The organism is Mesorhizobium sp. WSM4904, from assembly GCF_029674545.1.
Lineage (GTDB): Bacteria > Pseudomonadota > Alphaproteobacteria > Rhizobiales > Rhizobiaceae > Mesorhizobium.
In genome coordinates, this window is the sequence record NZ_CP121354.1 from 180,056 (window position 1) to 201,372 (window position 21,317).

19 protein-coding genes and 1 pseudogene are annotated in these 21,317 nt (G+C 64.6%); 10 read left to right on the forward strand and 10 right to left on the reverse strand.

The window, feature by feature from the left end:
* Positions 1–13 precede the first annotated feature (13 nt).
* The gene (locus QAZ47_RS00835) at positions 14–1,087 is read left to right on the forward strand and encodes an FAD-binding oxidoreductase (protein WP_278205062.1); all 1,074 of its coding nucleotides are present in this window, start codon (positions 14–16) and stop codon (positions 1,085–1,087) included.
* On the opposite strand, the gene QAZ47_RS00840 is transcribed toward QAZ47_RS00835, so the two are convergent.
* The 4 genes and pseudogenes from QAZ47_RS00840 to QAZ47_RS00855 all read right to left on the reverse strand — a co-directional run bounded on the left by QAZ47_RS00840 (position 1,081) and on the right by QAZ47_RS00855 (position 4,592).
* Entirely contained in the window at positions 1,081–2,454 is a 1,374-nt protein-coding gene (locus tag QAZ47_RS00840; protein WP_278233745.1) for an amidase, read from the reverse strand. The two genes, QAZ47_RS00835 and QAZ47_RS00840, sit on opposite strands and share 7 nt — an antisense overlap.
* Before the next feature lie 123 nt (positions 2,455–2,577).
* Positions 2,578–3,378: a class II glutamine amidotransferase gene (locus tag QAZ47_RS00845; RefSeq protein ID WP_278232163.1), complete on the reverse strand. Its 801-nt coding sequence runs from the start codon at positions 3,376–3,378 to the stop codon at positions 2,578–2,580.
* Positions 3,379–3,517: 139 nt separating this feature from the next.
* Positions 3,518–4,318 (reverse strand): annotated as a pseudogene (locus tag QAZ47_RS00850) (class II glutamine amidotransferase).
* 16 nt (positions 4,319–4,334) lie between these two features.
* The gene (locus QAZ47_RS00855; RefSeq protein ID WP_278077340.1) at positions 4,335–4,592 is read right to left on the reverse strand and encodes a DUF6356 family protein; all 258 of its coding nucleotides are present in this window, start codon (positions 4,590–4,592) and stop codon (positions 4,335–4,337) included.
* A gap of 115 nt (positions 4,593–4,707) precedes the next feature.
* On the opposite strand from QAZ47_RS00855, the gene QAZ47_RS00860 reads away from it, so the two are divergent.
* From QAZ47_RS00860 to QAZ47_RS00870, 3 genes are all read left to right on the forward strand, one after another.
* The gene (locus tag QAZ47_RS00860) at positions 4,708–5,178 is read left to right on the forward strand and encodes an Lrp/AsnC family transcriptional regulator (protein WP_278232164.1); all 471 of its coding nucleotides are present in this window, start codon (positions 4,708–4,710) and stop codon (positions 5,176–5,178) included.
* A gap of 89 nt (positions 5,179–5,267) precedes the next feature.
* Positions 5,268–5,753 (forward strand): dUTP diphosphatase, encoded by a 486-nt coding sequence (dut, locus tag QAZ47_RS00865; RefSeq protein ID WP_278205070.1) that lies wholly within the window; start codon positions 5,268–5,270, stop codon positions 5,751–5,753.
* Positions 5,753–6,418, forward strand: coding sequence for an HAD family phosphatase (locus QAZ47_RS00870; protein WP_278232165.1), 666 nt, complete (start codon positions 5,753–5,755; stop codon positions 6,416–6,418). The genes dut and QAZ47_RS00870 overlap by 1 nt, the downstream gene beginning before the upstream one ends.
* A 77-nt stretch (positions 6,419–6,495) precedes the next feature.
* Here QAZ47_RS00870 and QAZ47_RS00875 read toward each other — a convergent pair whose 3' ends face one another.
* The gene (locus QAZ47_RS00875) at positions 6,496–6,642 is read right to left on the reverse strand and encodes a hypothetical protein (protein WP_278232166.1); all 147 of its coding nucleotides are present in this window, start codon (positions 6,640–6,642) and stop codon (positions 6,496–6,498) included.
* Between QAZ47_RS00875 and QAZ47_RS00880 the strand changes: the two genes are divergently transcribed.
* Together QAZ47_RS00880 and QAZ47_RS00885 are read left to right on the forward strand one after the other, a co-directional pair.
* Positions 6,641–7,495: a hypothetical protein gene (locus QAZ47_RS00880; protein WP_278232167.1), complete on the forward strand. Its 855-nt coding sequence runs from the start codon at positions 6,641–6,643 to the stop codon at positions 7,493–7,495. The genes QAZ47_RS00875 and QAZ47_RS00880 overlap by 2 nt on opposite strands.
* Positions 7,496–7,574: 79 nt before the next feature.
* On the forward strand, positions 7,575–8,381 hold the full coding sequence (locus QAZ47_RS00885) for an oxaloacetate decarboxylase (protein WP_278232168.1): 807 nt from the start codon (positions 7,575–7,577) through the stop codon (positions 8,379–8,381).
* Position 8,382: 1 nt separating this feature from the next.
* On the opposite strand, the gene QAZ47_RS00890 is transcribed toward QAZ47_RS00885, so the two are convergent.
* Positions 8,383–9,078 carry a sulfate transporter family protein gene (locus QAZ47_RS00890; protein WP_278232169.1) on the reverse strand — a complete coding sequence of 232 codons (696 nt, stop codon included), beginning with the start codon at positions 9,076–9,078 and terminating at the stop codon, positions 8,383–8,385.
* A 65-nt stretch (positions 9,079–9,143) separates the two neighbouring features.
* A complete protein-coding gene (locus QAZ47_RS00895) occupies positions 9,144–10,046 on the reverse strand; it encodes an EamA family transporter (protein WP_278232170.1) in 903 nt (300 codons plus the stop codon).
* 292 nt (positions 10,047–10,338) lie between these two features.
* Here QAZ47_RS00895 and QAZ47_RS00900 point away from each other — a divergent pair, with 292 nt between their 5' ends.
* A complete protein-coding gene (locus tag QAZ47_RS00900; RefSeq protein ID WP_278205077.1) occupies positions 10,339–11,331 on the forward strand; it encodes an adenosine kinase in 993 nt (330 codons plus the stop codon).
* Positions 11,332–11,550: 219 nt separating this feature from the next.
* Here QAZ47_RS00900 and QAZ47_RS00905 read toward each other — a convergent pair whose 3' ends face one another.
* Positions 11,551–12,633 (reverse strand): transposase, encoded by a 1,083-nt coding sequence (locus QAZ47_RS00905; RefSeq protein WP_278230985.1) that lies wholly within the window; start codon positions 12,631–12,633, stop codon positions 11,551–11,553.
* 510 nt (positions 12,634–13,143) lie between these two features.
* Here QAZ47_RS00905 and QAZ47_RS00910 point away from each other — a divergent pair.
* The gene (locus tag QAZ47_RS00910) at positions 13,144–13,848 is read left to right on the forward strand and encodes an antitoxin Xre/MbcA/ParS toxin-binding domain-containing protein (protein WP_278232171.1); all 705 of its coding nucleotides are present in this window, start codon (positions 13,144–13,146) and stop codon (positions 13,846–13,848) included.
* Between the two features lie 383 nt (positions 13,849–14,231).
* Complete coding sequence (locus tag QAZ47_RS00915) at positions 14,232–15,362, forward strand: porin (RefSeq protein WP_278205079.1); 1,131 nt, start codon at positions 14,232–14,234, stop codon at positions 15,360–15,362.
* 71 nt (positions 15,363–15,433) lie between these two features.
* On the opposite strand, the gene QAZ47_RS00920 is transcribed toward QAZ47_RS00915, so the two are convergent.
* A complete protein-coding gene (locus QAZ47_RS00920) occupies positions 15,434–17,713 on the reverse strand; it encodes an NADP-dependent malic enzyme (RefSeq protein ID WP_278205080.1) in 2,280 nt (759 codons plus the stop codon).
* Positions 17,714–17,944: 231 nt separating this feature from the next.
* On the opposite strand from QAZ47_RS00920, the gene mutS reads away from it, so the two are divergent.
* Positions 17,945–20,680 (forward strand): DNA mismatch repair protein MutS, encoded by a 2,736-nt coding sequence (mutS, locus tag QAZ47_RS00925; protein ID WP_278232172.1) that lies wholly within the window; start codon positions 17,945–17,947, stop codon positions 20,678–20,680.
* Here the strand turns inward: mutS and QAZ47_RS00930 are convergent, their stop codons facing one another.
* Positions 20,681–21,310, reverse strand: coding sequence for an isoprenylcysteine carboxylmethyltransferase family protein (locus QAZ47_RS00930; protein WP_278232173.1), 630 nt, complete (start codon positions 21,308–21,310; stop codon positions 20,681–20,683).
* Positions 21,311–21,317 lie beyond the last annotated feature (7 nt).

A 21,317-nucleotide genomic window follows, 5' to 3' on the forward strand; every position in this document is an offset into this window, starting at 1 on the left:
CCGAAGGTCCAGCATGAACAGCGCAAAACAAGTCATCGTCATCGGCGCCGGCATCATCGGCGCATCGGTTGCGTGGCATCTGACAAAGGCAGGAGCGCGAGTAACGGTCGTTTCGACAAGTGGCGCGGGCGGTGTGGCAACGCCGAATTCCTTCGCCTGGATCAATGCAAGCTGGGGCAACCCCGAGACCTATTTCCGCCTGCGCACCCGCGCCATGGCCGAGTGGACGCGGCTGGCGGGAGATGTGCCGGCTATTCCGCTCGCCTGGTGCGGCGGCCTGTGCTGGGACCTGCCGGTGGACAGGCTCGAAGCCTTTGCGGCCGAGCATTCGTCCTGGGGCTACGGCATCGAGCGGGTCGGCCGCGACCAGGCGGCGCGCATCGAGCCCAATCTGGCTGAGCTTCCCGATTTCGCCCTCTACGTTGCCGAGGAAGGCGTGGCCGAGCCGATGGCGGCCACAAAGGCACTACTGGCGGATACCGAGCGGCGCGGCGCCCGGATCGTCACGGGGACCGTCCAAACGCTGGCGCTGTCCGGCAGCAAAGTCACCGGCGTCGTCGTTTCGGGTGAAACCATCACCGCCGACGAAGTGGTGGTCGCCGCAGGCGCCGGCGCGCCGGCCATTGCAGCAACGGCCGGCATAAAGCTGCCGATCGAGACGCCGCCGGGCCTGATCGTCCATTCGCGCCCCTACAAGAAATTGCTCAACGGGCTGGTGCTGGCCGAGACGCTGCATATGCGCCAGACGGCCGAGGGACGCATCGTCGCCGGCTCGGATTTCGGCGGCGGCGATCCGGGTGAGGATCCGGAAGCCACCGCGCGCGAGCTTTTCGAAGCGACGAAAGCCATGCTGCGCAGCGCTGACGGGCTGGAGCTCGATTTCCACACTGTCGGCTACCGCCCCACCCCGGCCGACGGCTTTCCGATCGTCAGCCGCGCCGACGGCGTCGGCGGCATCTACATCGCCGTCACCCATTCCGGCATCACGCTGGCGCCGGCGGTCGGCCTGTTTGCAGCCCGCGAAATCCTCGACGGCGAGCGCGATGCGCTGCTCGCGCCCTATGCACTGTCGCGTTTCGCTCAGTAGCCCGGCGGCCGGCGAAACCCACCAGCCAACGGCGCGATCGCTGCGGCGACGCCGAGCAGCCGCGCTTCCGACCAGCGCTTGCCGAGGAGCTGCAGACCGATGGGCAAGCCATCGCCGTCCTGTCCGCAGGGGAATGCGAGCGCCGGGTGGCCTGAATAGTTGAAGACCGCGCCATAGGCCGGCAGCATCCAGTAGCTCTCGTCCTTGCCGTCGACCTCGAGCGGGCTGCCTGGCTTGCAGTGCGCAAAGGCCGTGGTCATCGCGGCCGGGCAGAGCAAGGCGTCGCAGCTTTCGAAAAAGCGTTCCCAGGCAAGGATCGACCGGTCGCGACGGGCAAGCGCCACGAACCAACTCGATACCGGGGTCGGCTCAGCCGGCGGTTCCGGCTGAGCGGCCTCCAGCATCATGCCGATCAGCTTGCCGCCCTCGGCGAGATCGTCGTGCAGGTCGAGCTTCGGCAGACTTGCTTCCTCGACGCGTGCACCGGCGGACGCCAGCGCGGCAGCCAGTCTTTCGACCGCGGCGCCGATCTCCGCCGCCACCGGAAGGCCGGGGAAGGTGCTGGCGAAGGCTATGCGCAGCGATTTCAGCTCGAGCCTCGGCACCGGATCAACCGGCACCGGCGCCAGATCGGTGTCGGCTCCGTCAGGTCCAGCAATGATCCGATAGATCAGCGCCAGGTCCTCAAGATTGCGAGCAATCGGCCCAGCACAGGACATCAAGCGGACGCTGCGCGGAACGCCGCCCGGATCGGGAAAGGCACCCTCCAGCGAAACGCGGTGCTCGGTCGGCTTCAGGCCATAGACGCCGCAAAAGGCGGCCGGCAGGCGGATGGAATCCTGCATGTCGGTGCCGATCTCGAAGGGCGTCATGCCCGCAGCGACGGCTGCAGCAGCACCGCCGCTGGAGCCGCCCGCCGTGCGATCGAGGGCCCATGGATTGTTGGTGCGGCCGAACAGCGGATTGTCCGATTGCCAGTCGCCCAGCATGGTGGCGACATTGGTTTTGGCCGTGAGCACGCCGCCGGCGGCTTTCAACCGGGCGACGACGGGACTGTCGCTCCCCAACACATAATCGGCAAAGGGCGGGAAGCCGGCGGTGGTCCTTATGCCCGCCGTCTCGTGCGCGTCCTTCAAGGTGAACGGCACGCCATGCAGCGGGCCGTGCGTGTCGCCGTGCGCCAGTGCCGCATCGGCCCGACTGGCGCGCTCACGGGCCTCGTCGCGGTCGAGGATGACGACGGCGTTGACTGCCTCGTTGTGCCGATCGACTTGAGCGAGGTGCGCGTCGAGCGCCTCGACTGCCGAGATTTTGCGCTCGGCGATCATCGCCGCGAGTTCGGTGACGGATGAGAAGGCGAGGTCCATGACCAGTGCTCCGGCTGGCTGCGCGCCGCCATCAAACATGGCGGACTTCGATGTGGCTTCAAGCCGAGTTCAGCATCCAGAGGATCGAGACGCTTGATCGAAATTGCGCTCGCGCCAGTCGTTTCAGCCCGCCAGCGCGAACCGGGAAGCCGCAGGCGCAAAAGGCCTGATGCTGGTGCTGTCCCTGGTCATGGTGACAAAGGTCGATTGCGGGATCTCGTGCCAGGTGCGGCCATCGCGGTCGAAAGGTTCGGAGACGATGCAGCGGCCCGTACGCTTGGCGAAGGCAGCGGTGTAGAGCGTCGGGGCATGATCGTCGGTGGTGTAGCGGACGGCGTGAAGCGCCCTTCCGTTACTGAAGGCGGCGGTCAGTTTCAGCGACGGCTCGATGCCGGCGCGGCGCGAAGCCTCCAGCACATGAGCGGCAGCACGCGACACCGCGCCATAAGGATCGTTCGAGAGCCCCTCGCCCAGCATCAGCCGGAAGAACAATTCGGAATCGGTGGTCCCTTCGAGCTGGTCGAACAACGCATCGGAAAGCGAATGCTCCAAGGCACGGCGAATCTTCTCGAAGCCGCCGATCTGGCCGTTGTGCATGAACGACCAGGGGCCGGAGACGAAGGGGTGGCAGTTCATGCGGCTGGTGGCGCCGCCGGTCGAGGCGCGCACGTGAGCCAGGAACAGCCCGGATTTTATCTGGCTGCCAAGGCTCTTCAGATTGGGATCCGACCAGGCCGGCAGGATGTCGCGGTAAAGGCCGGGCTCCGGCCGGTCGCCATACCAGGCCACGCCAAAGCCATCGGCATTGGTCGGCGATTTCGCTTCCTTCGCACCATGACTCTGAACGATCAAAGAATGCGGCGGTGCGGCGATGACGTCTTCCAGGAAGATCGCGTCGCCAAGATAGGCGGCCCATCTGCACATTGTCCTGTCATCCTTCTGTTCACGCGCTTTTCGAGCGCGCGAATGAACCCATTCGCCGCTCGTCGGGCGCCACAGATGACAGGAGGACGGTTTGGCGTCCTTACACTGCGCTTATGTTTCGCTGATCATTTGCCTGAAGTCAGCCGGCCAGGGCCAATTGGGACGTGGCAGGCGCAAACGGCCGAACGCTGGTGCCGTCCGTTGTCATGGTGACGAAGCTTGACGGCGGGATCGCCTGCCACTCGCCGCCTTCGCGGTCGAACGGTTCCGAGACGATGCAGCGGCCGGCGCCTCTGGCGAAGGCGCCGGTGTAGAGCGTCGGCGCGTGGCCGTCGGTGGCGTAGCGCACGGCGTGGAGCGCCTGCCCGTCGGAAAAAGCGGCGGTCAGTTTCAGGGACGGCTCGATGCCGGCGCGGCGCGAGGAGTCCAACACGCGGCTGGTAGCGCGCGACACCGCGCCTTGCGGGTCGTTGGACAGACCCTCGTCGATCATCAGGAGAAAAAAGAGTTCGGAATCGGTCGTCCCTTCGCGCTGGTCGAAGACTTCGTCGGAGAGCGAATTCTCCAGCGCGCGGCGGATCTTTTCAAAGCCGCCGATCTAGCCGTTATGCATGAATGACCAGCGCCCGGAGACGAAGGGATGGCAATTCATGCGGCTGGTGGCGCCGCCGGTCGATGCACGGACATGGGCGAGGAAGAGGCCGGACTTGATCTGCCGGCATAGGCTCTTCAGGTTGGGATCGGACCAGGCAGGCAGGATGTCGCGATAAATGCCGGGCTCAAGCCGGTCGCCATACCAGGCAAGGCCGAAGCCGTCGCCATTGGTCGGCGACTTCGCCTCCTGGGCGCAGTGGCTTTGGACGATCAGCGAGTGGCAGGGCGCGGTGATGATGTCTTCCAGGAAGACCGCTTCACCGAGATAGGCCGCCCACCGGCACATCGCATTCCACCATCTATCAGGCGCGGTCCATGAGAGTCCTCGCCGGCTCCTTCACCGCATGCGCGCCTCTGTTGTGCGTGCGCTCATAGAGCTCGCGAACGATTCGGCTCGCGGTAGTTTCGAACAGAAATGGCAAGAAAGCGTGAACGAACGCGGCGCCTGCGGCCATCGACAGGCGGGAACAGAACCAGGCGGCAAAGGCCATGTGGCCGAAATAGGTCTCGCCCACCTTGGCCGGGTGTGACGTGAAGAGCGCTGTGAGCCGTGTCATCATGGTGATCCCTCCTGCCGGGATAAGCCCCGATGCCGAGCAGCCTGCCATGGGTCGCAGGTTCACAGGTCTCAAATTGTCCTTGTGTTAAAGCCATTTTTGGGACATTTATCCCAAGATGCCCTTTGAACTCGATGCAATTGATCGAAGATTGCTGGCGGAGCTGCAGCGCGACGGCACGCTTTCCGTCGACCAGCTGTCGGAGCGCGTGGCGCTGTCGCGCAACGCCTGCTGGCGTCGCGTCAAGCGGCTGGAGGAGGACGGCGTCATCACCGGGCGCGTGGCGCTCGTCGATGCTGACAAGCTTGGGCTCGGCCTTTCGGTGTTCATCCTGATCCGTACCTCCAACCACGACCCGGACTGGCTGCAGAAGTTCCGCGCGGCAGCGACCGGCTTTGCCGAGATCACCGGCGTCTACCGGATGTCCGGCGACCTCGACTATGTGCTGAGGGCCAGAGTTGCCGACGTCAAAGCCTATGACCGGCTCTACCAGCGGCTGATCGCCAAGGTGCCGCTGTCGGATGTGTCGGCTTCCTTCGTCATGGAGGAGATCAAGGAGACGACGGTGGTTCCGGTGGAGCTGCGCTGAAACCGGCGGAACCGTCGCTCAAAGAAAGCCGTTGATAGGCTTGCCGCCGAGTTGACCGAATCGCCATTCGCGACGATAGGAATGGGTTCATGCGCACCGCTGTCTATCCTTCCTCCGTCATCGGCCCCACCGTCGGTTTCGTCAGGCTTCCGCACGGCGAAGGCCTGCCGTTGCCTGCCTATGAAAGCACGGGCGCGGCCGGCATGGATCTGCGCGCCGCGGTGCCTGAAGACCGGCCGCTGCTCATCCTGCCGGGAAAACGCGCGCTGGTGCCGACCGGGCTGATCCTGGAAATCCCTGAAGGCATGGAAGGCCAGGTGCGGCCTCGTTCCGGCCTCGCCTTCAAGCATGGCCTGACCGTCCTCAACACGCCCGGCACCATCGACAGCGACTATCGCGGCGAGGTGAAGGTGCTGCTGATCAACCTCGGCGACGAGGATTTCGCCGTGACGCGCGGCATGCGCATCGCCCAGATCGTGTTCGCCGCGGTGACGCAGGTCGCCAGCGAGGAGCGCGCGCTCGCCGGCGGCACGACGCGTGGGGCCGGCGGGTTCGGGTCGACCGGCACGGCCTGATGTTCAGGCCCCTTCCAGAGCTGGTCATCTTCGACTGCGACGGGGTTCTGGTCGACACCGAGAACCTTGCCAACAAACGCCTCGCGGAATGGCTTTCCGAGGCCGGCTTTCAAACCACATTCGAATATTGCCGCAAGCACTTTTCCGGCCGCAGCATGGTCTCGGTGCAGAAGGAGATCGAAGCGGCGACCGAGGTCAGGCTCGGTGCCGACTTCGTCGAGCGCTGGAATGCCGGCCTGCCGGACCTGTTCGCGCACGGCGTCGAGGCGATCCCTCACGTCCGCGACTTCATCGACAAGGTAAGCGCCGCCGGCATCGCTTATTGCGTGGCTTCATCGGCGCGGGTCTCGAAGATGCATATCACGCTCGGCCAGACCGGACTTTTGCCGCTGTTCAAGCACGCCATGTTCTCCTCCACCATGGTCGGACGCGGCAAGCCGTTCCCCGACCTGTTCCTTCATGCCGCCAAGACGATGGGCTTCGCGCCGGCCGGCTGCATCGTCATCGAGGACAGCGTCGCCGGCACGCAGGCCGGCATTGCCGCCGGCATGCGCGTGTTCTCCTATCATGCGGATCCATTCTCCGACCCAGACGGCCTGGCCGCGGCCGGCGGCATCCTCTTCGACGACATGCGCGAACTGGCGGACATGGTGCCAATTCCCTGATCGCGTTCCAGCTGCGCGCCGCGAAACTCCGTGCCAGAGCAGCTCATCGTTTCACGGAAACGCCGAGCTTGCTCCAGCTATTTCTTTTTACGCAATTCCGGACGGAAAACCGCTTCACACTTTTCCTGGAATTGCTTCTTTTTACGCAATTCCGGACGGAAAACCGTTACACACTTTTCCTGGAATTGCTCTAGCGTGAGCGCCTTCGAGGGGGCGCTTTCCATGACTTCCGTATTATCCCGTCTCGTGCTTGCGTGCATGCTGCTGCCGTGCCTGTGGATGGCGGCGGACGCGCAAGCGGTCAGCTTTCCGGAGCTGAACAGTGCCATTCCCGGCCATCAGGACGTCACCTATCTCGACCTTGCCAGGATGATCGTCCCCGATCTCGCCGCCGGCGATGACGGTTTCTACAAGGGAAGCGCGCCGATCGAGATGCGCCACATACTCGGCGGCGACGAGGGCGGCTCGCCACCCGAGACCATCAACCTGCCGAACGCCGCCGTTCTTTCCATCAAGGCCGGCGGCAGGGAGCGGCTGACCATGCTTTTCGACCTCGGGCAGGCGCAAGACAGCGCCGAAGGATTTGCGGTGCTGGCGCTCTACGATCTTTCAGGCAAGCCGAGACTGCTCGACGCGGTCAATGTCGGAACCGACCAGAGCAGCTATTTTCGCGATCCCGGCAAGCTCGCGCTCGGTCCCGGCGACGACGCGCTCATCACCATGAGCACGCATTTCAATTCGAACCAGGGTTATGTCAGCACGATCCTGGTCGTGGTCCGTGACGACCGTTTCGAGCCGATCGATCAGATCGACACGTTCGACGAGAATGTCTGTGCCTACAGGCGCACGCAGGACCTGTCCTTCCAGACGCCCGGTGACGAAAAGCCCTACGCGGCGATCAGGGCGACGGTGACCGATGCCACCGTGCCGAGCGGCGAAAACTGCGAGGAGCCGCCGCCCGAAGCCGCCTCGCGCGACATCTCGGTCACCTATCGTTGGGACAAGGCCAAGTCGCGTTATGCGAAGGATTCAGACGCCTTCGAGAAATTGGCAGCAGAGAACGCCGAACGCTTCTGAACCAACCGCATTCGTTTGCCCGGGCCGGCGGGCCGCGATAAATTCCCCCTACAATCCCCTCTCATGATTGAGGAGCGCCATGGACAAGGGCAAGATTTTTCGCGATCTGCATGCCTCGACTTTCGTCATGCCCAATCCCTGGGATGTCGGCACGACGAAGCTTCTGACCTCTTTCGGCTTCAAGGCGCTGGCCACGACCAGCGCCGGTTTCGCCTTCTCGCGCGGCCTGCCTGACGGCGCCGTGACGTTCGAGGCCATGATCCACCATTGCCGCGAGGTGACGGCGGCGACCGAGCTGCCGGTTTCGGCCGACCTCGAACGCGGCAAGGGCGACAGCCCCGAGCAGGCGGCCGAAACCATCTTCGCGGCCGAGGCAGCCGGCCTTGCCGGCTGCTCGATCGAGGACCATACCGGCGACCCCGACAACCCGATCTATGAGTTCTCGCATGCCGTCGAACGCGTCGCCGCGGCCGTCGAGGCCGCCCGGGCGCTCAAGCACGATTTCGTCTTCACCGCGCGGGCCGAAAACTTCCTGTGGGGCAAGACCGATCTCGACGACACGATCAAGCGGCTGCAGGCCTTCGAGAAGGCGGGCGCGGACGTGCTCTATGCGCCGGGCCTGGGCGACGTCGACACGGTGCGGACCGTGTGTTCGGCGGTGACCAAGCCGGTCAACATCATGGCGCGGCCCGGCTTCACCGTCGCCGACCTTGCCATGGCCGGCGTCAAACGCATCTCGCTTGGACCGTGGCTGACGAACTTCGCCTATGGCATGCTGGAAACGGCGGCGCGCGAAATCCAGCAGGACGGCACTTTCGATTTTACCCGCGCGGCCATGCCGTTCGGCAAGCTGCAGGCGCTGTTTCGCGAGGGTGGTGCCGAATAGGTCAGACCAGTTCGCGGGCGGACACAGCCTTGTGCAGATGCACCATCATGGCGGCGGCAAAGAGCGGCGTCAAAAGGTTGAGCAGCGGCACGGCAAGGAAGACGGCGATGACCAGTCCAGCCAGGAACACCGTGCCGGCATATTTGCGGCGCAGCGCCTTGGCCTCGGCCTCGGGGCGGAAGCGCATGGCGGCGAATTCGAAGAACTCGCGCCCGAGCAGATAGCCGTTGACGATGAAGAAGGCGGCGATGTTGATGCCCGGCACCAGGAGCAGCAGCAGGGCGACGACGTTGCCGATGATGACGACGCCGAAGAATTTGACTGCCAGCACCAGCGCGTGCAGCGCCGGGACGGGGCGGCCGGACGGATCGCTCGGGTAATCGGTGCGCTCGACCACCTCGGCGACATCGTCGAGGAACAGGCCGGCAATGATTGCCGTCACCGGCGCGATGAGCAGCGCCATCCCGGCCGCCAGGGCGATGCCGGCGATGATGGCGCCGAGCCAGCCGGCCCAGGCGGGCAGCCCGGGCACAAATGTCTGCAGCCACGGCCAGGCCAGCCACTCGAGCACGCTCTCGATGCCGAACCACAGCGCCACCAGGGCCAGCAAGGTCAATCCGAGCGTCTTCAGGAAGACGGAGCGGAATTCGGGCGAGAACAGCCGGCTGGCGGCGGCGCGGGCAGCGTCTAGGATCACGGCAGGTCCAGGCCCCTATCGAGGAACGACGTTGCCGAGATAGGCGGGGTTGTCGCCCAGCGCAACTACCGCGCAAGCCTGATCTGACGAGCCGGAATGGTCATGGCGGCGACGCCGACGACGACAAAGGCCATGCCAAGCCAGGCCGTTGGCCCGAGGCTTTCGCCGAGAAAGACGGCGCCGATGCCGACGCCGATCGGCACGCGCAGATAGGCCTGCGAGGTGGTGCCGACCGAGCCCAGCGTGTGGATGAGCCGGAAGAAGATCGAGAAGGCGAGCGCGGTCGAGAAGATCGAAAGCCCGAAGAGCGCCAGGATCGACGCCGTCGATGGCGTCAATGCCCAGGGCCGGTCGAAGACGAGGCTCAAGGGAATCAGGATCGCGGCGCCGCAGATCATCGAGCCGGCAGCCGGCACCATCGGGTCGAGCCCCCTGAAATTGCGCCCGAAAATGGCGGCGCCCGCATAGCTGACGGTAGCCGCGATGACGGCAAGCTGCGCCCAGAGCTGATGGCCGAGACCGCCAAGCGCCTCGGTGCCGACGATGAGGCAAATACCGGCGATGCCGGCACCGACGCCGACCAGCTTGCGCAGCGTCACCGGCTCGTGACGCGTGATCAGCGCGGTCAACAAAAATGTGAAGATCGGCGACGTGGCGTTGAGGATGGTAGCAAGGCCGGCGTCGATCGAGCGTTCGGCAGCGGCGATCAGCGTGAAAGGAATGACGCTGTTGAGGCAGGCCTGGAACATGAAGCGGCGCCAGTTCACCGCATCCCGAGGCATGGCGAGGCCGCGCCAGCGGATGAGGCCAAGCAGAATGGCGCCCGCGATCAACGTGCGGCCGGCGATGAAGGTCACCGGCGGGATGGTCTCGACGCCGATCTTGATGAAAGTGTAGGAGGCACCCCACAATACCGCCAGCATGGCCAGCAGCGCCAGTTCGGTGGTCATCCCGGTCTTTTCGGACATTTGTGGTTCGCGCCTTCAGCCTGTTGCCGGAAACCATCCGCTTCTAGCTTACGGCGCGGCGGACCCGTTTCGATGACGGTGAAACCATAGCTGCGAGCCACGCATCTGTTATGAGCCAGTTCGACGCGAACGCTGCCGCAGCCGGCGAACAATCGCGGCCAGATCGGCACGACGCAAAGCGACGCCAATTTTCGGGGTAGGCAAAGTGGCTGCAAGCCGCTAGACCCGCGCCCGGCCGGCATGGCAGAAAGCCGGTGGGGCAGAAAGCCGGTGGGTGTTGGCGGAGACATTGATGCCGAAATATGACGTGCTTTGCATCGGCAATGCCATTGTCGACATCATCGCGCAGTGCGACGAGGCCTTTCTCGAAACCAACGGCATCATCAAGGGCGCGATGAACCTCATCGACACCAGGCGCGCCGAGCTGCTCTATGCCCGCATGGGACCGGCGATCGAGGCTTCGGGCGGCAGCGCCGGCAACACGGCGGCGGGCGTGGCGAGCTTCGGCGGCCGCGCCGCCTTCTTCGGCAAGGTGTCGAACGATGCGCTCGGCGACATCTACACCCACGATATCCACGCCCAAGGCGTGGCCTTCGACACCAAGCCGCTCAAGGGCGAGCCGCCGACGGCGCGCTCGATGATCTTCGTCACGCCCGACGGCGAGCGCTCGATGAACACCTATCTCGGTGCCTGCGTCGAGCTCGGACCGGAAGACGTCGAGGCCGACAAGGCCGCGGGCGCCAAGGTCACCTATTTCGAGGGTTATCTGTGGGATCCGCCGCGCGCCAAGGAGGCGATCCGGCAGACCGCGAGGCTGGCGCATGCGGCCGGGCGCGAAGTGTCGATGACGCTGTCGGATTCCTTCTGCGTCGACCGCTACCGCGACGAGTTCCTCGAACTGATGCGGTCGGGCACGGTCGATATCGTTTTCGCCAACAGCCACGAGATCAAGTCGCTCTACCAGACCTCTTCGTTCGAGGACGCGCTGGCGGCGATACGCAAGGACTGCAAGATCGCCGCCGTCACTCGCTCGGAAAAGGGTTCGGTGATCGTGCGCGGCGACGAGACCGTGACCATCGAGGCGACGAAGATCAAGGAACTGGTCGACACGACCGGCGCGGGCGACCTTTATGCCGCCGGCTTCCTCTACGGCTACACGACCGGGCGCAGTCTCCAGGATTGCGGCGATCTCGGCTCGCTGGCGGCCGGGCTGGTGATCCAGCAGATCGGCCCGCGGCCACGCCAGAATCTGCGCCGCGAGGCGGAACAGGCCGGGCTGCTGTAGCGACAGCGAAGCTGCCGATCTCCCCCCCTTGTGGGCATATGCGCTAAGATAGCTTTGGCATGGCTTGAAATTTGCGTTTTCGCGGTGGCTCACGCCAACGATGCCGCAAGGCATGGAGATTTTGGCGCAAGCTTGCCAAGCGAGGCTGAGTAAAGATCGCTGCGATCAGCGAGGCGACGATCTGGCGGGTGGCGCGCCACAGCAGCGGGCGCCCGTCGCTCAAGGGGGAGAGACACCCAACTCCTGCGAGAGGGGTTCGGTCACAAGCGCGATGAGGAAGTGGGCAAGAATCCAAGGCTTTGCGATCCTTGGGTCTTTGGCGGGAGGCGCGCGCAGCCCGATCAGGCTCTTCAGACGCTTGAAGGCGAGCTCGATGCGCCAGCGCATGCGATAGAGCTTGAGAACCGTGCCGGCGGGAAACTCCTGCCGGTCAAGCGAGGTCACAAGGATGACGAAGCCGGCCGCAATCAGCGTCTCGGGTCGAACCTTGTTGCCCTTGGCCTTGGCTTCCTTGTTGATTTTGCGCCGCGCTTCTTGTGCCGCTGCCTCGGATTTGCGCAAGGCGATCAGGCGCATCTTCACAGGCTCGCCCTTCTTGAGGGCCAACCGGACAGGCGTTTCGAAGACTTCCTCGCGGCGGCTCTCCAGGTAGCCGATGAGATCGAACGCCTTGCCGTTGGCGTCGAGCCATCGCGCATTCTTCCACGACGCGCGCACGACAACGTCGCCGCCTTGCGCCATGACCCTTGCGATCCGCTCGGCCTGCAGATAGGCGCGGTCGCCGATGCGGATCTCGCCCGCCACCACCGGCACGCGGTCGATCAGCTCGGCCTCGCTTTGGTCGGTGATCTCGAGGAAATCGAACTGCTCGCGCTCAAGCTCGAAGGCGCAGTGCATGCGCCAAAGGCCATTGTTCTTCTTCTCATGCGCACCGGCCTTGGCAACCGCCGTCGCATCGAGGATGCGGATCAGCCGGCCCTTGGCCAAGCCTTTTTCCTCGCGCTTCAAAAGATGCCCAATCAACTGCTGCAGCCACGGCCCTGCATTGCGCAGCCGGCCGAGCAAGGCCACGTCCGAGATGTCGGCAATCCCGCTCGCCGCCGCCCAGGCCACGACGCCCCGCATGCCCACCTTGCCAAGGCAGTAAGCCAATGTCAGGCGCAACAGATCGCACGCCGACCGGATACCCCGCGGTCGCAGGAACGCCTTCGTCTCGCGCGCACTTCCTGCGATCAACTCTTCGCCGCCGAGAAGCGCAATCGTCTCGGCCCAGCCGTCATCAACAAGTGATTCGTGTGTCATCCTCAGCGTAGAATCACAACCGATTCCGCGCTGCAACACCTATCTTAGCGCCTATGCCCAAGTGGGGGAGATGGCCGGCAGGCCAGAGGGGGGCGCTGTCCCGCCAACATCTCCAAGATCCCACACCGCCGCGAAACTCAGAAGTGCGTCATGGACTTGGTATCCATGGCGTGACGCCAATCGGCGAGCGCGGGGCGTAAGAGCATCGCTCGGTAGTGATCCTTCGCGCCCCCCTCTGCCCTGCCGGGCATCTCCCCCACAAGGGGGGAGATCGGCAGCTTCGGTGCCGCTCCCGCGTCTGTCGCGCTGCTGTCACAGAGCGCTTCTACTGGCAATCTGGGCGTTGCCGCGACTGACATTTCGGGACGCCCGCAGCGTTGGGGTGTCAAAATGCAAGACAGCAACCTTTACGGTCGCTGCATCTGTTGCCGTTGCGATTGCCGCTTGCCGTTGTAGCCGTTCAAAAACCAGCCGCGGCTAGGGGGAGAGCGCGGCGCGCAAGACAGATGCATGACCAGATTTCAGAATCCGCCTGAAGGAATTTCGCAAGAAGCTTTGGCAGGCCTCGTGGCCGAGGCCGTGCAGCAGGCATTGATGCAGCATGGGGTCCTGCTGGATGCCGAAGCCCTGGTTTCCGCCAGCGCGATGGCTGGCGCGGTTGCCGCCGCCCTTCCCTTCCTGCCGCACGCGCAACGGCTTGCGATCGCCTCGTCGAAAGGCGGCTGGACCGAGCTGACGTCCGAGTTTTTCCGCCGGACGGCGGAAAAGATCGCGCGCGCCGACCAGGCAGGCGCCGAAAGCGTGGACGAAAGCCCGACGGCAGGGCCCGGCAAACCTGCTTCCCGGCCTTTGGCCGAGCGAGCCTCCGAGCTCCAGTCCATGCTCATCGAAGATTGGGCCGGCGAGGTTGCCGGGTCGACCTATCTGGAAGAGAGATTGCGCATACCCCGTTCGACGCTGCATCGCTGGCAAAGGCGCGGCGAGGTGGTCGCGCTCCGCAAGGGCGGCCGCAAACATGTCTTCCCGCTCGCCCAATTCGTCGACGGCAGGCCGGCTCCGGGCATAGGCGAGGTATTGGCGGCGATCACCAATCCGAGGCTGGCCTGGTTCTGGCTCACTCGCCCGTCCGCCGAGCTGGGCGGCCGCATCCCCATCGAAATGCTGCGCGAGGACACGATCGAGGATGTGGTTCGCATCGCGCACAGCTTGTCCTGATCCGCGATTTCCAACGTGACCCCCTATGTTTTTAACGCGTCGCTTTCTGAAGTATTAGCGGATTGTCTTTCTGTCATAAAAATGTAGCAAACGGCACATCTGGCACGTTTACCAGCTTAGATTTTCGTGCCTTACGTATATTTTGTGCAAGATGTGCCATTCTTACAAATATGTGACGTGATATTTGCGCAACAAGACTTTTCCAAGAGCCGAAACGGCCGCTTTCCAGCCATAATCTCTGTTGTGCGCAGCCGCCAATTGGGTCATGTCGAGGGCGAAGAAGCGGCGCCGGTGCGCGGCTTTTTCAACGATGGGGACGGGGGTGGCAAAAGCTGGATGGCTTGTCAGGCCTGTCTTGAACCTTTGACTGGAGATTCAAGAAAATGAACATCAAGAGCCTTCTACTCGGCTCCGCTGCGGCACTGATCGCAGTTTCGGGCGCCCGCGCCGCCGACGCGGTCACCGTCGCCGAGCCGGAACCGGCCGAATACGTCAAGATCTGCGACGTCTATGGCGCGGGTTACTTCTACATCCCCGGCACCGAGACCTGCCTGCGCATCGGCGGCTATGTCCGCTATGACGCTGGCGTTGGCGATGTCGGCTCCTTCGACGGCCGCACGGCTACCGACCATGAGGACGGTGACGCCCAGGACTCTTGGAAGAAGAACGCCCGCTTCACGCTGAAGACCTGGACCGGCCAGGAGACCGAGCTCGGCACGTTGAAGACCTATACCGAGACAAAATTCGACTTCTCGAATGGCGGCCCCACGTCTACTCCTAAGCTGAGCTTCGCCTGGATCCAGCTCGGCGGCCTGCGCGTCGGTAAGGACGAAACGCCTTACGATCAGTTCATCGGCTACGCCGGCAACGTCATCCAGGACACGATCATCCCGTACGGCATCAAAGATACCAATGTCGTCAGCTACTACTTCGACGCCGGCAGCGGCTTCTCGGGCGTGATCTCGCTCGAAGAGGGCTCGGACGGTTCAGGCATATCCGGCACGATCGACAGCTATGTTCCGCATGTCGTCGGCGGCTTGAAGTACAAGGGCGACTGGGGCGCGGTCACCGGCGTCGTGGCCTATGACAGCAACTACGAGGAAGTGGCCGGCAAGGTTCGCTTGGACGTCAATGTCACCAAGGAGCTGTCGCTGTTCATCATGGGCGGCTACGGCACGGACGACAACCTCACCGACGACGCCGGCAACGTCATCGACGCTCATGGCCGCGGCTTCTACAAGCCGTGGGGCGGCAACTGGGCCGTCTGGGGCGGCGGCACCTACAAGTTCAACGACAAGACCTCGTTCAACCTGCAGGCCTCGGCTGACGACGACAAGAACTACGCGCTCGCAGCCAACATCGCTTACACCATCGTTCCGGGCTTCACGATCACGACCGAAGTCGACTGGGATCACTACGGTCACTTCGGCGACGGCACCTCGGCCGTCAACTGGACCAAGGCCGACAAGAAGAACAGCGTCGGCGGCATCGTCCGCTTCCAGCGCTCGTTCTGATCGAACCTGCTATCTCGACAAGGAAGGCCCGCGGCATCGCCGTGGGCCCTTTTGTTGTCTGGGCTGAAGGTTCAATTCCCCGCCGTATAGGCCGCGATCGCCGCCATGTTGACGATGTCACTATCCTTGGCGTTGAGCGAGACGATCTGGACCGGCTTGTTCAGGCCGACCAGCAGCGGGCCGATGACGGTCGAGCCGCCGAGCTCCTGCAGCATCTTGGTCGAGATCGAGGCCGAGTGGAATGCCGGCATCACCAGCACATTGGCCGGACCGGTGAGCCTGATGAATGGATACTGCGCCATGGCGCGAGGGTTCAGCGCCACATCGGCGGCCATCTCGCCGTCATATTCGAAATCGACGCGGCGCTTGTCGAGGATGCGCACCGCCTCCTGTATCCGCTCCGAGCGCTCGCCCTGCGGGTGGCCGAAGGTGGAGTAGGCGAGCATGGCGAGCCTGGGCTCATAGCCCATGCGGCGGGCAAAGCCAGCCGCCTCCTCGGCGATGTCGGCGATCTGTTCGGCATTCGGCATGTCGTGCACGGCGGTGTCGGCGATCATCACGGTGCGGCCGCGCGCGAGCACGATCGAGGCGCCGATGACGCGATGGCCGGGCTTGGCGTCGATGACGCGGCGCACGTCGTCGAGCGCGGTGGAATAGTTGCGCGTCACGCCGGTGACGATGCCGTCGGCGTCGCCCAGCGCCACCATGCAGGCGGCGAAATGGTTGCGGTCGTTGTTGATCAGGCGCTGACAGTCGCGGAACAGGAAGCCTTTCCGCTGCATGCGCTCGTAGAGATAGTCGGTGTAGATGCCGTTGCGGCGCGACAGCCTGGCATTGATGATCTCGAGGCCCTGCTTGTTGAGGTCGATGCCGGCGTTGCGGGCGTTCTCCTTGATGACGTCGTCGCGGCCGAGCAGGATCGCGGTGCCGAGCTTCTGGTTCGCATAGGAGACGGCGGCGCGCATCACCTGTTCCTCCTCGCCCTCGGCGAAGACGATGCGCTTGGGCTGGCGGCGGACCCGGTCGTAGATACGCTGAAGCGTCGAGGCGATCGGATCGCGGCGGGCAGACAGCTCCTGCGCATAGCGGTCGAGGTCGAGGATCGGCTTGCGGGCGACGCCCGAGTCCATCGCGGCCTTGGCCACCGCCAGCGGGATCGCCGAGATCAACCGCGGATCGAAGGGCACGGGAATGATGTAGTTGGGACCGAATTTCGGCCGGTTGCCTTGATAGGCCGCCGCCACGTCGTCCGGCACATCCTGGCGCGCAAGCTCGGCCAGCGCGCGTGCGGCGGCGATCTTCATCTCGTCGTTGATGGTGGTGGCCCGGACATCCAGCGCGCCGCGGAAGATATAGGGGAAGCCCAAGACATTGTTGACCTGGTTCGGGTAATCCGATCGTCCGGTCGCCATGATGGCATCGGTGCGGATCTCGCCCACTTCCTCGGGCGTGATCTCCGGATCGGGATTGGCCATGGCGAAGATGATCGGGTTCTTGGCCATGGATTGCACCATGGCGGGTGTCAGCGTGCCCTTGGCGGAAAGGCCGAGGAAAACGTCGGCGCCGTCCAGCGCCTCGGCCAGGCTGCGCGCCTCGGTCTTGACCGCATGCGCCGACTTCCACTGGTTCATGCCTTCGGTGCGGCCCTGGAAGACCACGCCCTTGGTGTCGCACAGGATGATGTTTTCCGGCGAAAAGCCCATCGCCTTCATCAATTCGATGCAGGCGATGCCGGCGGCGCCGGCGCCGTTGCAGACCATCTTCGTGGTCTTCATGTCGCGGCCGGTGATCTCCAGAGCGTTGATCAGCCCGGCGGAAGAGATGATGGCGGTGCCGTGCTGGTCGTCATGGAAGACCGGGATGTCCATCAGCTCGCGCAGGCGCTGCTCTATGATGAAGCATTCCGGCGCCTTGATGTCCTCGAGATTGATGCCGCCGAAGGAGGGCCCGAGGAAGCGCACGCAGTTGATGAACTCCTCGGCATCCTCGGTCGCCACTTCGAGGTCGATGGAATCGACATCGGCGAAGCGCTTGAACAGCACCGCCTTGCCTTCCATCACCGGCTTCGAGGCCAGCGCGCCGAGATTGCCGAGGCCGAGAATGGCAGTGCCGTTGGAGATGACGGCGACCATGTTGCCGCGCGCGGTATAATCGAAGGCGCGGCTCGGATCCTCGGCGATGGCGCGCACGGGAACGGCGACGCCCGGCGAATAGGCGAGGCTGAGATCGCGCTGGGTGGCCATCGGCTTGGTGGCGACGATCTCCAGCTTGCCTGGCCGCCCCATGGCGTGGAATTCGAGCGCCTCCTGCGCGCTGACGGAGGGCCCGCTGTTTTCGGTTTTCCTGGCCATGATGCTCTTGATTTCCTCGCCTGTGCGGCACCGCTTGGGACGGGTGCTTTCTTATGGATTCCCGAATTAAGGCTACACGCGGCCACTGTAAACCGACAAGCCCGGCGAAGCTGCTTCAAGGCGCACGGGCCCAGGGATTGCCGAGGCTCAATTGGCAGCAGGCTCGCGGTTTCCCCTGCTTTTCGAGCGCCTGGCATTAAACCGCGTCGTCACATCTGCTAGCGTTCCGGCATGAACATGCACATGCCGACCGACCCCGACGCGCAGGAAACGACGACGCCGGCGCCCGCCATGGGCACCGTCACGCCGATGATGGAGCAGTATATCGAGATCAAGGCGGCGAACCCGGATTCGCTGCTCTTCTACCGCATGGGCGATTTCTACGAGCTGTTCTTCGACGACGCCGAGAAGGCGAGCCAGGCGCTCGGCATCGTTTTGACCCGGCGCGGCAAGCACCAGGGCCACGACATTCCAATGTGCGGCGTGCCGGTGCATGCGGCGGACGACTATCTGCAGAAGCTGATCGCGCAAGGCTTTCGCGTTGCGGTGTGCGAACAGATCGAGGATCCGGCCGAAGCCAAGAAACGCGGCTCGAAATCGGTGGTGCGCCGCGACGTGGTGCGGCTGGTCACGCCCGGCACCATCACCGAGGACAAGCTGCTCGCGCCCTCTGAATCGAGCTTTCTGATGGCGCTGGGGCGGGTGAAGGGCGGCAATGCGGCCAGCCAGGGCAGTTTCGCGCTGGCCTGGATCGACATCTCGACCGGCGCTTTCCGCGTCGCCGAGACGACGGCGGAGCGGCTGCTTGCCGACATCTTTCGCGTCGATCCGCGCGAGCTGATCGTCGCCGAGCCGGTGTTCCACGACCCGGAGCTGCGGCCGGTCTTCGACGTGCTCGGACGGGTCGCCAACCCGCAGCCGCCGTCGCTGTTCGATTCGGCGTCGGCCACGGGCCGCATCGCCCGCTTCTTCGATGTGGCGACGCCGGACAGTTTCGGCACCTTCTCGCGCGCCGAGCTGTCGGCGATCTCGGGCGCCATCGCCTATGTCGAGAAGACGCAGAAGGCCGAGCGGCCGCCGCTGTCGCGCCCCGAGCGCGAGGAGAGCGGCTCGACGCTGTTCATCGATCCGGCGACACGCGCCAATCTGGAACTCCTGCGCACGCTGTCAGGCAGCCGCGACGGCTCGCTGTTCAAGGCGATCGACCGCACGGTGACCGGCGGCGGCGCAAGGCTGCTTGCCGACCGGCTGATGGCGCCGCTGACCGATCCGGCGGCGATCGCGGCAAGACTGGATTCGGTCTCGTTCTTCCGGGCCGAGACGCAGCTTTGCCAAGGCTTGCGTGCGAACCTGAAAAGCGTCGCCGACATGCCGCGAGCGCTATCCCGGCTGGCGCTCAACCGCGGTGGCCCCCGCGACCTCGGCGGGCTGCGCGCCGGCTTCGAGGCGGCGGCGGCGATTGCCGGGCTGTTCGCGGCGACGGACCTGCCCGCAGAGCTCGCTGCGGCGCTCGCGGCGATCAAGGCCTTGCCCGAGGCGCCGGCCCGCCATCTCAGCGAAGCACTCGACGACGAGCTGCCGCTCATCAAGCGCGACGGCGGCTTCGTGCGCTCCGGTTATCATGCCGAACTGGACGAGATGCGGGCGCTGCGCGACGAGTCGCGAAAAGTGATCGCCGGGCTGGAGCGCTCGCTGATCGAGGAGACCGGCATCCGCTCGCTGAAGATCCGGCACAACAACGTGCTCGGCTACTATATCGAGGTGACGGCCAACCATCACTCGATCATGACCGGCAGCGATGCGGCCAAGGCGCGCTTCATCCATCGCCAGACCATGGCCAACGCCATGCGCTTCACGACGACGGAACTGGCCGAGCTGGAATCGAAGATCGCCAATGCCGCCGACCGGGCGCTCGGCATCGAGCTTGCCGCGTTCGACCGACTGACGGCGGAGGTGGTCGGCGAGGCGGACAGCATCCGCGCCGGCGCCGAGGCGCTCGCCGTGCTCGACGTGTCGTCGGCGCTGGCACTGCTTTCCGAGAGCGAAGGCTGGTGCCGACCGGCGGTCGATGCCAGCCTCGCCTTCGAGATTTCCGGCGGGCGGCATCCGGTCGTGGAACAGGCGCTCAGGCGTTCCGGCGAGGGGCCATTCGTCGCCAATGACTGCGACCTCTCGCCGGAAGGCGGCGCGAAGGCGGGCGCCATCTGGCTGCTCACCGGTCCGAACATGGGCGGCAAGTCGACGTTCCTCAGGCAAAACGCGCTGATCACCATCCTTGCCCAGACCGGCTCCTTCGTCCCGGCCGAGAGCGCCCATATCGGCGTCGTCGACCGGCTGTTCTCGCGCGTCGGCGCTTCGGACGATCTGGCGCGCGGCCGCTCGACCTTCATGGTCGAGATGGTCGAGACGGCGGCGATCCTCAACCAGGCGGGCGAGCGGGCGCTGGTCATCCTCGACGAGATCGGCCGCGGCACCGCTACCTTCGACGGACTGTCGATCGCCTGGGCGGCGGTCGAATATCTGCACGAGAAGAACCGCTGCCGGGCGATCTTCGCCACCCATTTCCACGAGATGACGGCGCTGGCCGGCAAGCTGTCGCGGCTCTCCAACGTCACCATGCGGGTCAAGGAATGGGAAGGCGACGTCGTCTTCCTGCACGAGGTCGGCAAGGGCGCAGCCGACCGCTCCTATGGCGTGCAGGTGGCACGGCTCGCCGGCCTGCCGGAAGCGGTGGTGGCACGCGCCAGGCAAGTGCTGCACCAGTTGGAGGAAGGCGAGGTCTCGGGCAAGGCCAACCGGCTGGTCGACGACCTGCCGCTGTTTTCCGTGGCGGTGAAACGCGAAGCGCCTAAGCCGGCTAAGAACGACGCGCTGGGCGAAGCGCTCGGAGCGATCAATCCGGACGAGATGACGCCGCGCGAGGCGCTGGAGGCGCTGTATCGGCTAAAGGGCCTGGCCGACCGGTAATCAAAACAATCGGAACATCGGCGTCACCAGCCTTGCCGACTGGAGCCAGCCGAGCAATTCGACCGCCAGTATCGCCACAAGGAAGTAAGAACTGTCAATGGCGGTCCGCCTCAGCGCCACTGAGTCGAAGGTGACGGGAGACGGGCCCAAGACATCGTCGTCATCGCGCCACAGACGGGGAAAGAAGGGCGGCACGCTTCGACAATAGCGCCAATAGGCCTCGCCAAAGATGGCGTCCAGCGCGACCGCTTCGCGCGCCGCGACATAGGAAAAGACCAGATAGGTGAAGCCAAAGAGAAACGCCGAAAGGATCAGCGACCCGAATGTCAGCCCGACGCCGGCCAGTCCAAGGGCCGAGAAGAAATAAAGCGGGTTGCGCGTATAGGCGTAGGGGCCGGTTGTGACGAGTTCACGGTTCTTGCGTCCGCCAACATACAGCGATGCCCAGCAGCGGCCGCCGATACAGATGAAGATCAGCATGGTACCCACAAATTCCAGCATTTGGCGAAAGGCGCTGCCTTGCGGCCACCCACTCTCCGCAAGCAGAGCCGGCGTCAGGATGACGGGAACAACCAGCCAAAGGAAACGCATCCTTCTGCCCTGTTGAAAAGCCGTCGCGGAAAGCGGCATCGGGGAC